The organism is Candidatus Flexifilum breve (genome assembly GCF_016713355.1).
The window spans coordinates 85,190-97,879 of the sequence record NZ_JADJPI010000039.1; the positions used below are offsets into that span (position 1 = coordinate 85,190).

The following is a 12,690-nucleotide window of genomic DNA, read 5'->3' on the forward strand; positions in this document are numbered from 1 at the left end:
AAGATACATACATTGTGTATGTTTCTTACCCACATAATACATACAATCTGTATGTATGTCAACAAGGAAAGGCTCAAGGATGGTGACCAAAGCCGAGCAGCGCGCCGCAACCACCGCCCGCTTGATCGAAGTTGCGCGCGAACAGTTCACGACTCACGGGTACGCGGACGCCCCCACCGAGGACATCGTTCGGATCGCTGGCGTCACGCGGGGCGCGCTCTATCATCACTTTGGGAGTAAAGAGGGCTTATTTCACGCGGTGCTGGATGCGGTGCAGCACGATGTCGGGGAACGCGTCGAAGCCGCGGCGGGGCAGGTTGAGGGGACATGGGAGCAGTTGATCGCCGGGTGCGCGGCCTTCCTCGAAGCCAGCCGCGACCCGCAGGTACAGCGGATCATGTTGATCGATGCGCCCGCCGTGCTCGGTTGGGCGGCCTGGCGGGAACTCGACGCGCAGTACAGCATGAAGTCACTGGGTGAGGCGCTGGCGGCGCTGCAAGCGCAGGGGGAACTCGCGCCGCTCTCACTGGATGCGCTCACGCATCTGCTCTCCGGCGCGATGAATGAGGCGGCGTTATGGATCGCCCAGTCCGATCAACCCGCCGCGCTCGACGAAGCGGTGGCGGCGCTCCGCCACCTGCTCGCAGCACTGCGCCGTTAACTGCTCAACCGGGAGTCGCCGGGCGCAACCTGAATCACCGCGCCCCACGGCTGATAACGGCTGGCGAAGATATAGCGGTCAATCTCATTGCCGCTCGAGTCATTGATGATGCGCGTCACCTGCACATACGAGCCTTCCGCCGCCCAGTCGACCTGCAGTTCTTGTCCCGCGCCGAGGTCGCTGTTGGCGACGTACTGGGTCGCGGCAGGCGGCTGCACTTCGCTGACCTCCGTGCCTGCTTTGACCACCTGTCGACCGGGATTGGTGCTGTAGAAGCGGAATTCCACCATGTTGCTGCCGGGGTAAATCTGCGTTTCGATCAGCAGATGATAGGGGGTATCGTTGCGGAAGGTGAAATCGAGTTCACCGTAAGTTTCGCCCGCCGCGCGGTCCGGGATGTAGATCGCCGCGTCCATGCCCACGCCTTCGCCGCCAATCTCGTAGTAGCCGACGCGGTAGCCGTGCGCATGCCGCTCCTCGATCTGATAGCCGCCGTAGAAGGCCGCGCGGAAGGCCGTCGTACTCACCTGACACACGCCGCCGCCCACGCCGCGCACCGTACGGTCGCCGACGATCACAAAGCCTTCGACAAAGCCCGACTCGGGACTGATATCGCCGACGTAGCGATTGAACGAGAAGAGTTCGCCGGGGGCGATCACGAGGCCGTCGAAGCGCGAGGCCGCGAGGATGATGTTTTCGATGCGCGCCCGCGATGAACCGGTGTAATACGACTGCCCGGTCGAGACGAGCTGCGTGATGCCGAGTTCCGCCGCCGTGGTGTTGTTGCCGTAGCGCGGCGCTTCCTCATGGAAAGCCAGGCTGATCGTCCGGTTGCCCGAGCTGAAAATCGCGTCATGCAGGCGCTGGAGCGTGCCGTCCACATCAAGTGTGCGCCCATTAACCCCGGAGCGAATGACATCTAACTGCCCTGTCGAGACGTTGAAGTGGTAGCGCGCATCCTGCGGCTGGCTGATGAGACCGCGCGCGAGTTCCTCAAGGTACGGGCGGAAGGCGGCGACATCCACCTCGACGTCGTACGTCAGCAGCCCATTCGCATCCGCTACCGTATCGATGCGCAGCAGATTCTGGATCTGCGCGACGGTCGCCGTCCACGGGCCGAGCGCGCTGCCGTCCGCGGCGGTGGCGGTGAGCGTCACCGGGCCGGACAGCGCGATCTGTGCCCGGGTAGCCGCGGTTTCAGCGTCCAATGAGACGGGCACGGTCTCGTTGACCACCAGCGGAATCTCGCCGCCCGCGTCGAAATTCAGCACCGCGGCGTCGAGCCGATAGAGTGTCGAGCGCACATCGACCGCCTTCCCGGTTTCACCGGGCGTCGCGCTGATATTCGCGCCGTCAATGTGCAGCACCGCATCGCGCGCCGGGCGGTTGATCTCGGTGGCAATGCGGGCGACCTGCTGCGCGGCGGCATTCTGATCATAGCGAATGATCGGGGTGATCGTTTCACCGTTCAGCCAGTTGAACGCCTGATCGATCAGATTCACGGCGAAATTCCCGCCTCGCCCCGCCGAATACGCCTCGCCCACAGTCGCTTCCACGTCGAAATACACGCCAAGTTCGCCCGCGCGCGCCTGCCAGAACTGATCGCCATAGCGGAACGTGAACACGGCCTGCTCATCGTAAGTGAAACGGCCATCGAGCGCTTCCCGCGCCTGTTCCGGCGTCATCCCGCCGAGACTCACGCCGTAGGAATATACGCCGGGGTAGATGCGCCCCTGAAACGCGATCTCAAAGGCGACGATCAAGCCTACCACGGCGATGAACAACAAAATCGCGCCGCTGATGAACAGGATCGGCAGGCGAATCAGCCACGGATTGACGACCGGGGCCTCGTCGGGGTACGTGTCTACGCGATTCACGCGGAAATCTCCGTTATGGGACAACTTGCGCCTATTGTAGCAAAGATTCACGGCGTCCCTAAGCTAAAGTTTGCTGAAGGATTAGCCGCTGGGGGTGGGTCGGGGATCAACCTCACCCCCGCCCCTCTCCGGGCGAGAGAGGGGGGGTGAGGGAAGCCGCACCGGTGAAGTAGACCCTAACACGGGGGGGGGGGGGGAACAGGAGCGTCCATGTGCACACCCTGATCAGCAAACGACTTGTCGTGACAAAACAGGGGGCGACGAGGTTACTCGTCCTCGTGATCGCCGTTCACGCTGATCGGCGCGATTTCGACGGCATCCGTCCGCAGGGGTTCGAAGCGGGCGCGATATTCTTCGAGCTGCTGCTCTAGATCTACACGCGCCAGCGTCACCGTTTGATCCTTCTCGTGCAGCAAATCGCGCGGGACGCCGATCTGCTTGCTCACGAGGTAGTCGACCAGCGCATCGCTGAATGTACGACTGCTGGCCTGATCACCGTACACTTCTTTCACCTCACGCAGGTGATCGACCATCCACAGGTACAGATCGCCTTCCGTGCGCTTGGGCATATAGCGCATCATGTCGTACTTGCGAATCAGCGTGACAGCCGGGCGGTACACGTTGTCGTACCAGTCCGCCGCCGCTTCGTCGAGCGTGACCGGCTGACCGTCATGCCGCTCCTTGACCGCGCCATGCAGATAGATGTGCCCGAGCAAGTCGTCATAGCGCGACGTTTCGCTCAGCTCCATCGACTGGTGATGCGGGCGCGTGTACGGCAGGCGCGTGATATCCAGGAACTCCGCATACGCAGTTAGTTCGTCCAATTCCTGTTCAGAAATGCCCGGTTTGAGCGAAATCGACGTGGGCAGCTCAGTCACATGGGCTTGAATGTAGGTCGCACCCAACTGCTTCGCCACCGAGACGCGATGATTGCCATCGCGCACAAAGTACACATCGCCAACTTTGTACAGTTCGATGGGCGGCAACCCCATCATCCCGCTGGCGACCGCATACACGCGGCTCCAGCGTTCCTGCATCTTGTTTTTGCGGGGGAGAAACTTCGCCGTGAAGTCTTTGTATCGTCCAACGCTCCCCACCACCTGGTCCACCGGGACTTCTTGCAGCCCCTTATAGTATTCTTCGCGCAAGCGCAAACGCGCCCGAATTTCGTCAAAACTGAGCAGTTCGGCAGATTGCCCGCGCAGCAGCGCGAGCATGTCTTCCCAAAAGGCACCCATACGGGCGCTTTGAAACTTACTCACGCCTTCGAGAAAGTCGATCTCATTGATGTCATCCGGCATGGGCGAGAGCCTCCTTGTCGCTTCAGCCGTCGGTTCGTACTGTACAGGACTCTGTTTCGATCTACAATACGAACTCTACACAAGCATTGTACATGACAAATGGTGCATTTCTGTACAAGAGTGCTTAAGGTTAAGTAGCCGAGCTTAGAGTGTAATGAGTAACGTGGTTTATGGTGGCTGAAAACGCTCCCAAAACGCCTGTCTGACCGCGCTGCTCGTCGTTGTCGACTAAGGAGAGATGTTGTTGAACCGCATGATTGTGACGAATGATGATGGCGTCCAAGCGCCCGGCATTCTGGCACTGGCCACGGCCATGCGCCAGCTTGGCTCGGTGCAGGTGATCGCGCCATCCGTGAATCAGAGCGCCAGCGGCCACAAGAAGACGCTGTTTCAGGATATTCCCGCGAACGAGGTCGTGCTGGCCGACAAAACCAGCGCGATTGCCGTGGGCGGCTCACCCGCCGACTGCATCGCCATCGCCGCGCTCGGTCTGGTGGAATGGCCGCCGCGCGTGGTCGTCTCCGGCATCAACCGCGGCGCGAATATGGGGCAGGATGTCACCTACAGCGGCACGGTGACTGCCGCGCTCGAAGCGGCGATTCAGGGCGTGCCCGCCGTCGCCGTGTCGCTGGCCCAGCGGGATGCCGACCGGGTCGAAGATTACGCGGAAGCGGCGCGGATCGCCGTGATGGTGGTGCGCAAGGTGCTGGAGAAGGGTCTGCCGCCGCTGACAATCCTCAACCTGAACATTCCGCCGGTCAGCCCGGTCAAGGGGCTGCGCCTGACGCGGCAGGGCGTGCGCATCTACGCCGACGAACTGGCACGCGAGAACAACATCTATCGCATTGTTGGGCCGGAACCGGGCGGCAATTACGAGGAAGAAGGCACGGACCTGTGGGCGGTCAACAAGGGCTATGCCAGCCTCACGCCGATTCACCTTGACCTGACGGCGCATCGCTTTCTGGCCGATCTCGCGGCCTGGGACATCACGACAGACTAAACGGGTTGAGATTGCACCATCTTTATTTGTAGGCACACGCTTCTGCGTGTCCACGGACAGCGGACGCGATAAATCGCGTCCCTACGAAAACGAACTCACCTAGCCAGTGATGTTGGCTCCCCTCCCCGAATTTGAGGAGGGGCCGGGGGTGGGATCGATTATAAACAAAAACGCACTTACGCTTTAGTTTATTTGCCAAAAGGATCGCGCCATGTTCATCGAACGCCCCTATGCTCAACTCTACAGTGTCGCCTTTGGAAACAGCCCACGCACGCTCCTCGCCATTGGCGGATGGGCGGGCAGTTGGGAAGTGTGGACCGATACACTCGCCGATCTCAGCCCCACGTGGCGCACCATCGCTTATGATCATCGCGGCGCGGGCGCGAGCTCATGCGCGGTCGAATCGATCACGCTCGACAACCTCGTCGGCGACTTGTTCGCGATCATGGATGCCTATGGCCTTGACCGCTGCGTGCTGGCCGCGGAATCCGCGGGCGCGGTGACGGCGCTGCTCGCCGCGCTCCAGCACCCGGAGCGCGTGCAGGCGCTAGTGTTGGTCGATGGCCTATACTATCAGCCAAGTGATAGCAATTCACCGTTCGTCATGGGGCTGAAAACTCAGTTTGAGGCGACCATCGGCGCGTTTGTCGACAACTGCGTCACCGAGGCGCATGGCGCGATCTGGCGGCGCTGGGGACGGCAGATTCTCATGCGCTCAGAACCGGCGGCGGCGCTGCGCCTGTACGAATGCGCGCAGGAAGTCGATTTGCGTTCCCGACTGCGCAGCATCCAGACACCCACGCTGATCCTGCATGGCCGCGACGACCGGATTGTGCCGCTGGCCAGTTCGGAATGGCTGGCAATTCAGATGCCGAACAGCCATCTCGAAGTCATCGACGGGGCGGGACATGTGCCGACCGTGACGCGCCCGCACATTGTCGCCGACGCGATTAACCGCTATTTCGGGTAGGCTCGCGCGGATGCAGGGATTTGGGAAGGTTTTGGAGAACAGGCGTGCCCAGCGCCTGGCATCAACTGCATCTGGGGCGCGGGGGGGGGGCCGGGCCGCCCCCCCCCGCCCAGGGGGGGGCGGGAGGGCGGCGGGGGTTTGGGCGCGTTTGAATGCGGTTCGCAGCGCCATCGGCAGGGGCGGCGAAACTCTACCGCGTGGATTGACGCTCCCAGGGCGGCTTCTGTACTTGCTGACCTTTAGCATCAGCCAGCACGGGGGCAGTCGTACGTAATCTGCCCCCGCTTCCCCGCAATTACGGCTCGAACAATTTCCACAGGCGATTGGTGACCGCGCGCGTCTGCATGGCCCAACGGATCGCGATCAACGCGAGGATGAACACCAGCAGCACCACGCCCCATTCCCACGATGTGAGCGGCTTGAACGCGATGATATCCGGGAAGACGTAGGGCGCGATGATCGTCAGCGCGCAGGAAACCACGCCGTAGATGAACAGGCGCGGACGCTGCACAATGGTGCGCGGCTCAAACAGGTCGATGCCGTGCGTGTGCCACATCACGATCAGCCCGTAGAGCGTGAGGAAAACAAGCATCGTGCTGCGCGCTTCGAGTAGATCCTTCGAATTGCTCAGGTAGGTGAACGCGTAGACCGCCGCCATCGCCACCGCGCCAATCGAGCCGACCGTCACGACATAGTCGAGCACATCCCGGCGAAATTCCTTCATGTAGATCGGCTTGAGCACGCGCAGCGCCATGAACCCGGCGGGCAGGTTGATCACGCCGAAGGTCAGCCAACTAATCTGGATCGGGTTAATTGGGAACGGTAGCCCCATGAAGCCCGCGAAGATGAAGAAGATCATGCTGTAGAAGTTCTTCACGAGGAAGATGCGGCTCGTGCCGAAGATCGTCTGCGTGATGATGCGCCCTTCGTGGAAGGCGCGCGGCAGCGTCGTCATGGCGTTGTTGAGCAGCACGATATCCGCGACATCCTTGCTGATCTGAGCGCCGTCGTTCATGGCGATGGCCATGTGCGCCTCTTTGAGCGCGGGCACATCGTTGACGCCGTCGCCGACCATCGCGACGTATTCACCCTGCCGCTTGAGCGCGGCGATCAGCTTCTTCTTGGTATCCGGTTCGATGCGCGCGAACAGATCGCCTTCGGTGACCGCCGCTTCCAGTTCGGAGTCGGTCATCGCGTCCAACTGATCGCCCGTGAAGGCCTTGCGGATGGTCATCCCGGCTTCCCGCGCGATCTCCTTGACCGTTTCGAGGTTGTCGCCCGAAATGACCTTGAGCGCCACGCCTTCCTTGCGGAAATCTTCGAGCGTGGTCTGGATGTCCTCGCGGATTTCGTCGCTGAGCACGACCAGCGCCAGCGGTTCGCGGTCTTCCGATAAGCGTCCATCGGTCATCGGGTGCGTAGTCCGCGCCAGCGCCAGCACGCGCATGCCCTGCGTGGCTAACTGCGTCGCCTGTTCGAGCGCCCCCGCGTCGCGCAGCCGCAGCACGCGTTCGGGCGCGCCCATGATCAGCGTTTCGCTGGCAAATTCAATCGCGCCCCATTTGCGCGCCGACGTGAACGGGATCTCACGCGTTTTGACGAGTTCCGGCAGGAGCGGCACATCCCCGTTGAGGTGGTGCGCGACCGCTGCCGCCGTTCGGTTGAGATGCGACAGATTCGCGGTGTACAGCCGCAGGCGCTTGTCGATCTCCGCGCCGGAGAGGTTCGCCAGCGGCTGCACATGATGCACGCGCAGCTTATTCTTGGTGAGCGTGCCCGTCTTGTCGAAGCACAACGTGGTCACGTTGGCCATCGATTCGACGGCGTTGACGCGCTGCACCAGCGTCTGGAAGCGGCTGATGCTCACCGCGCCGATGGTCAGCGCGAGGATGGCGCTCAACATCAACCCCTGCGGGACGATGCTGGCGACGAACACCACCGCGTTGCGGAACGTCTCCAGATTGATCAGCGGTTGGGCTTGCAGCGTCCCCGCGATGAACAGCATGGGTGTCACCACCACCATGATCACCACAGAGATTTGCACGATATAGGAGAGGCGCTGCTGCGTGGGCGTGAGCACCATGCGGTAGGCTTTGGCCGTGCTGCTCAGGCGGTTGATCGTGCTGTCACGCCCGACCTGCGTCGCCTGCATCAGGCCGCTGCCCGCGATACAGAACGAGCCGGAAAAGACCTTGTCGTCTTTATCTTTGAGCACCGCATCCGATTCGCCCGTGAGCTGCGACTCGTCCATTTCGAGCGCGTCGCTCGATAGCACCACACCATCCACGACGAGACGGTCGCCCGGCTCAATTGGCAGCACGTCATCTTTGACGACCTTGCGGATGGGGACGGTGATCAGTTGGCCGTCACGCCACACACGCACTTCATGCGCCGCCAGCGCCGCGAGCTGATCCAGCTTGCGTTTGGCGCTGATCTCCTGAAACATGCCCAAAAAGGAGTTGGTGACCACGCTGAACCCGGCGAAAAACACGGTTGCGTAGTCGCGGAACACGAGCACGACGAGCAGCAGCGAAAATAAGACGATGTTGAAAACATTAAAGACATTATCCCGGACGATCTCGAAATACGAGCGCCCGACGCGCGCTTTAAAATCATTGCTTTCGCCCCGTTTGATGCGTTCTGCAACTTCAGGGGCGGTCAAACCGCGTGGCTGTAGCGACAAGTCCCCGCCTTTCCGTACCGATAAGTCCCGGCTATTGTACAGGAAATCGGCGCGCGCAATCAAACTTCCGCCTTGACGGTGGGGGCGAAAAGACTATAATTTTGAGTAGTTGAGACGGACTCCTAGCTCAATTGGCAGAGCAAATGACTCTTAATCAGCGGGTTCAGGGTTCGAGTCCCTGGGGGTTCACAAAAGCGACCACACGATTGTGTGGTCGCTTTTTTTTGTTTCTACGCCGAAAACCTCGTCCAGAATCCCTATTTGACACGATTAATTAGGCGCGTTAGGATCATAAATGCCTGTCGCGGGGGCGGCAACCCCTACAGGCTCTCCGACAAGCAGGGTCAGAGCAGCATGGATTCTATACCCATTCGCCGCACCTACAAATATCGTTTGTATTCCTCCAAGCGCGACAAGCATTTGCACGATCAGATCAACATCGCGGGCTTGATCTGGAATCACGCCTTAGCCCTGCAAAAACGCTACTATCGCCTCACCGGCAAGTACATCTTTGTCGAGCGCATGCGCGCCCACACGGGCAAACTGCGCATGAAAACCCAGCGCTTCGCCCACTGGAAACTGCTCGGTTCGCAAACGGTGCAGGATGTGTGCAACCGCCTCGACAAAGCTTATCAGCGGTTTTTCACGCGGCTCGCTAGCAGTCCACCCCACTTCAAAAAGGTGAAAAGCTACCGCTCCTTCACACTGACGCAGTACGGTTGGAAGCTGATCACCTCCAATCAGAATCAAGTTAAGCCGAACGGCAAGTACACCCGTGAACGCGGCGTGATCAAAATCGGCGACCGGACCTACAAGTTTGTGCAGCACCGCCCGCTGGGTGGCGAGATCAAGACCGTGACGGTCAAACGGGATGCAATGAACCGCCTGTGGCTGTGTTTCAGCGTGATCGAACGCATTGTGCTGCCCGACGGAGTCGGCTCGAGTCGCATCGGCGGCTTCGACTTCGGGCTGCGCACGTTCCTCACGGATGAGCAAGGGCGCGCGTGGATGCATCCTGAATTCTTTCGGCAGGCTTTAGGCCGGGTGCGCCGCTTGAACCGCAGTCTAGAGCGCAAGCAGGCGGACAGTCAGAATCGCAAAGTGGCGAAATGGCTGCTGGCGCGGGCGCATGAGCGGGTGGCGGATAAGCGGCAGGATTTTCATTTCAAGCTGGCGCACGCCCTGTGTGACGACTATGACGTGCTGGTGTTCGAGGATTTGAACCTGCGCGGCATGACAGCGCAGTGGGGACGCAAGGTAAATGATCTGGCGTTTGGCAAGTTCCTATACATTATGGAGCATGTCGCCAGAAAGCGCGGTAAGCAGGTCATCTACAGCGCGCGTTACGAACGCACGACGGGCAAATGCTCACAGTGCGGCCACGTACAAACCCTGACCCTAGATGATCGAACGTTTCACTGCGGTGCGTGTGATCTGGTCATTGACCGCGATCACAATGCGGCGCGGAATATTTTGCGCGCCGGGGCATCGGCGCATACTGGTTTAGGCGTAGTAAGACCCGCTTCGGCGGGCGGCGCTGCTTGACGCCAGCGGCTCTACCTGAAACGGTTGGGGCGTATGTCACTCAGCATGTTGAGGGTTGAGCGTATGTCACTCAATGGGTTCAGGATTAGAGGATATGTCACTCAGCGGGTTCAGGGTGCCTACAGGAACCACAAGAAAATCGTTACGAAGAACCCGCCTTCTGGCGGGTTTTTGCTTCTATTTTCACTATTCCGCTCGTGCCAGCCACGCGCGGACGTTGGCCTCATGGTCATCGTGGAAGTGTTCGAAGAACTCCCCCGGCGGGAAGCGCACGCCGCCGATCCGCACGCGGTAGTAGGCGTTGCCCGCCGCATCGTGATCCGCCTCAATCGGCACATCGGCGGGGAGGCGTTCGAGGACGGCGATCACCTGCTGCATCGTCTGGCGCGCTTCGTCGAGCACAGCCTGCGCCGCGCGCCCGTGATACGCCTCGAAAATCCACGCGTTGATCTCATCGCCAGCTTGAAGATGCGCCGGCCACGGTGGCGGCGGTTCGGGGTCGCCGCGCTGCGCGGCCTGCATGTACGCCGCCAACCGCCGATTCCAGCCGGTCATGTGGGCGACGAGGTCTTTCATCGACCACGGCCCGTTCACGCCCGGCTGCTCCATGCGTTCAACGCCAACCTGGGTCAGTAAGGCTTCCCACTGCTGCTGCTCGGTTTGCAGCCAGTGCACAAGCTCAGCTTTGTTCATGCCGTCCCCCCCAGCGTCGTCTACTCGTAATAGTCCGGTGCTTGCTTCAATCCCGCCCACTGCGCCATGTCATGACCGAAAATCACCAGCCCGATCTGCTCCCGGTCGACCAGATCCAGCAGTTTGAGCATGCTGGCGCGACCCGCTTCGCCGTTCGTATCGGTGCCCTCCTCCGGTTCGCCCCGGGTGAAGGCCCCGCCAAAGGGCACCGCGTCAATCGTCAATAAAATCGCGCCTGTTTTGGGCAGCCGCACCAGCACCGATTGATGTCCCGGCACATGGCCGCTCGTCTCAAACAGTTCCAGCCCCGGCAGCAATTCCGTGTCCCCGTCCACCAGCCGAATGCGTTCCAGCGGCTGATCCCATTGGGAGCGCAGCGCCGCAAAGCGCGGATTGGTCGCCGCGTCGGCATGATGCGCCCGCTGCACCACATACTGCGCCTTGGTGAAAGCCGCGTGTCGCCCGGCATGGTCGATATCATAGTGCGTCGAAATAACCGTCTGGATATCGTCCGGCTGTAAACCGAGGCGCGCCAACTGCTGGATCACGTCCTGACCGTTCACGAAATCTGCTTCATCCTCCGGCAGCACCTCGGGCAGCCCCGTGTCAATCAGAATGTTCTGGCCGTCCCCCGTTTGCACCAGATAGCACACAATCGGAATGTCATATTCCGGCATCGATCCCACCTGCATCAGATACAGACGCTGTGCGGCATTTTGGCTCATCTTACCCACCTTAAAACTAGACCAACCCTTGGATTACGACCCGGTAGGACTGCGCGACGCTGACCGCCTGCCGCTCACATCATCTCGATATACAGCCGGATTGTCACGTCGTCGCCTTCTTCAAGCTGCTCCGCTTTGCGCACGCTCACTTTGAGCGGCACGAGGTAGAGGCCATCTTTGGGGAACAGCGACGTTTTGAACTCCGTTTTGCCGATACGCCCCTGCACGGGAATCACCCCCCAGCCATACGTCACATGGTTGGCGATCTCCTTGATGTCGCGGCTTTCCGCTTCGGGAATGGTGACGAAGTAAAACGGCGACGGTCCACGCCAGTACCAGATGCTGCCGCTGAACTCAATTTCCATCGCTGCCCCTTTCGCTAAAATCGGATGCTGAAAGTGCCTGTCGCTTATGTGGATGTATAAACACCTCTCCCATACAAGCGGAAAGGGCGATGTTGCGTTGTCTCCCCTCCCTGAATTCGGGGAGGGGCCGGGGGTGGGGTCGGAATTTGATCGCTTTCAACGTCCCCATGTCCGCCGCCGCTCAGGCTCCCGCCAGGTTCTTGTCTTCCATTTCCCAGGAGTGATCCAGCGCGTGATACGCGGTATGCCGGATCAGGTAGCGCAGCGGCCATTTCGCCAGCTTACCGGCGGGCTTGCCCTGCGCGTGATAGTCGCGGATGGCGGTGCAGTACGCCGCACGATGCGCGGTCAGCCCCTCGTCGGTCAGCATCTCCGCGCCGGGGGTGAGCACGCCGATCATCTTCGCCCACTGCAGTTCAGCGTACAGCGTATGCCGGACGATGTCGTCGCGATCCTTCCCACCCCCGCGCGTCCCTTTCTGCATCTCGGCAGAGACGCGCGCGCGCACCATATCGAAAAACGACCAGCAGGCGCGCATCAGGGTCAGTTCGCGTTCCAATTCCTCGCTCGACATCGGCTGCTTGTCGATGCTGGAGAACGCAAACGAGATGCCCCAGAAATCCGTTGATCCCACACCGGGATAGTGCTCGACAATGTTCAGCGCGGTGTTTGCGGCAAACTCGCCATCCATGCCCGCCAGTGCTGCGATGGGCGCGTAGCGGGGGAGATAGGCTTGCAGCCGTTCCAGCGCGAGTTCCTCGGTCTTGGCGCCGCGCTCCAGGCCGGGCCAATCCTGTGCCACGGCGATCACTTTCTTGCCTTTCGGCCCGACTTCGATGGTCACGCGCAGTGGATTAGCCATGTTTGCTC

11 protein-coding genes and 1 tRNA gene are annotated in these 12,690 nt (G+C 60.8%); 5 read left to right on the forward strand and 7 right to left on the reverse strand.

Annotated features, from left to right (window positions below; genetic code table 11):
• Positions 1-79 precede the first annotated feature (79 nt).
• Positions 80-661, forward strand: a complete 582-nt coding sequence (locus IPK17_RS36775) for a TetR/AcrR family transcriptional regulator (RefSeq protein ID WP_343422723.1) — start codon at positions 80-82, stop codon at positions 659-661.
• Here the strand turns inward: IPK17_RS36775 and IPK17_RS36780 are convergent.
• A complete protein-coding gene (locus tag IPK17_RS36780) occupies positions 658-2,538 on the reverse strand; it encodes a VanW family protein (RefSeq protein WP_343422724.1) in 1,881 nt (626 codons plus the stop codon). The two genes, IPK17_RS36775 and IPK17_RS36780, sit on opposite strands and share 4 nt — an antisense overlap.
• 266 nt (positions 2,539-2,804) lie before the next feature.
• Positions 2,805-3,839 carry a hypothetical protein gene (locus IPK17_RS36785; protein WP_343422725.1) on the reverse strand — a complete coding sequence of 345 codons (1,035 nt, stop codon included), beginning with the start codon at positions 3,837-3,839 and terminating at the stop codon, positions 2,805-2,807.
• Between the two features lie 253 nt (positions 3,840-4,092).
• Here IPK17_RS36785 and surE point away from each other — a divergent pair, with 253 nt between their 5' ends.
• Both surE and IPK17_RS36795 read left to right on the forward strand, forming a co-directional pair.
• Positions 4,093-4,839, forward strand: a complete 747-nt coding sequence (gene surE / locus IPK17_RS36790) for a 5'/3'-nucleotidase SurE (RefSeq protein ID WP_343422933.1) — start codon at positions 4,093-4,095, stop codon at positions 4,837-4,839.
• Positions 4,840-5,050: 211 nt separating this feature from the next.
• Complete coding sequence (locus IPK17_RS36795; RefSeq protein WP_343422726.1) at positions 5,051-5,809, forward strand: alpha/beta fold hydrolase; 759 nt, start codon at positions 5,051-5,053, stop codon at positions 5,807-5,809.
• A gap of 295 nt (positions 5,810-6,104) precedes the next feature.
• Here IPK17_RS36795 and IPK17_RS36800 read toward each other — a convergent pair whose 3' ends face one another.
• Complete coding sequence (locus tag IPK17_RS36800) at positions 6,105-8,492, reverse strand: HAD-IC family P-type ATPase (RefSeq protein WP_343422727.1); 2,388 nt, start codon at positions 8,490-8,492, stop codon at positions 6,105-6,107.
• Positions 8,493-8,608: 116 nt separating this feature from the next.
• On the opposite strand from IPK17_RS36800, the gene IPK17_RS36805 reads away from it, so the two are divergent.
• Positions 8,609-8,681 (forward strand) — tRNA-Lys (locus tag IPK17_RS36805).
• Positions 8,682-8,846: 165 nt separating this feature from the next.
• On the forward strand, positions 8,847-10,037 hold the full coding sequence (locus IPK17_RS36810; protein WP_343422728.1) for an RNA-guided endonuclease InsQ/TnpB family protein: 1,191 nt from the start codon (positions 8,847-8,849) through the stop codon (positions 10,035-10,037).
• 186 nt (positions 10,038-10,223) lie between these two features.
• Here the strand turns inward: IPK17_RS36810 and IPK17_RS36815 are convergent, their stop codons facing one another.
• From IPK17_RS36815 to IPK17_RS36830, 4 genes are all read right to left on the reverse strand, one after another.
• Positions 10,224-10,730, reverse strand: a complete 507-nt coding sequence (locus IPK17_RS36815) for a ClbS/DfsB family four-helix bundle protein (protein ID WP_343422729.1) — start codon at positions 10,728-10,730, stop codon at positions 10,224-10,226.
• 20 nt (positions 10,731-10,750) lie between these two features.
• Positions 10,751-11,455 (reverse strand): N-acyl homoserine lactonase family protein, encoded by a 705-nt coding sequence (locus tag IPK17_RS36820; protein ID WP_343422730.1) that lies wholly within the window; start codon positions 11,453-11,455, stop codon positions 10,751-10,753.
• Positions 11,456-11,529: 74 nt separating this feature from the next.
• On the reverse strand, positions 11,530-11,820 hold the full coding sequence (locus tag IPK17_RS36825; protein WP_343422731.1) for a DUF1905 domain-containing protein: 291 nt from the start codon (positions 11,818-11,820) through the stop codon (positions 11,530-11,532).
• 181 nt (positions 11,821-12,001) lie between these two features.
• Positions 12,002-12,682 carry a hypothetical protein gene (locus IPK17_RS36830; RefSeq protein WP_343422732.1) on the reverse strand — a complete coding sequence of 227 codons (681 nt, stop codon included), beginning with the start codon at positions 12,680-12,682 and terminating at the stop codon, positions 12,002-12,004.
• Positions 12,683-12,690 lie beyond the last annotated feature (8 nt).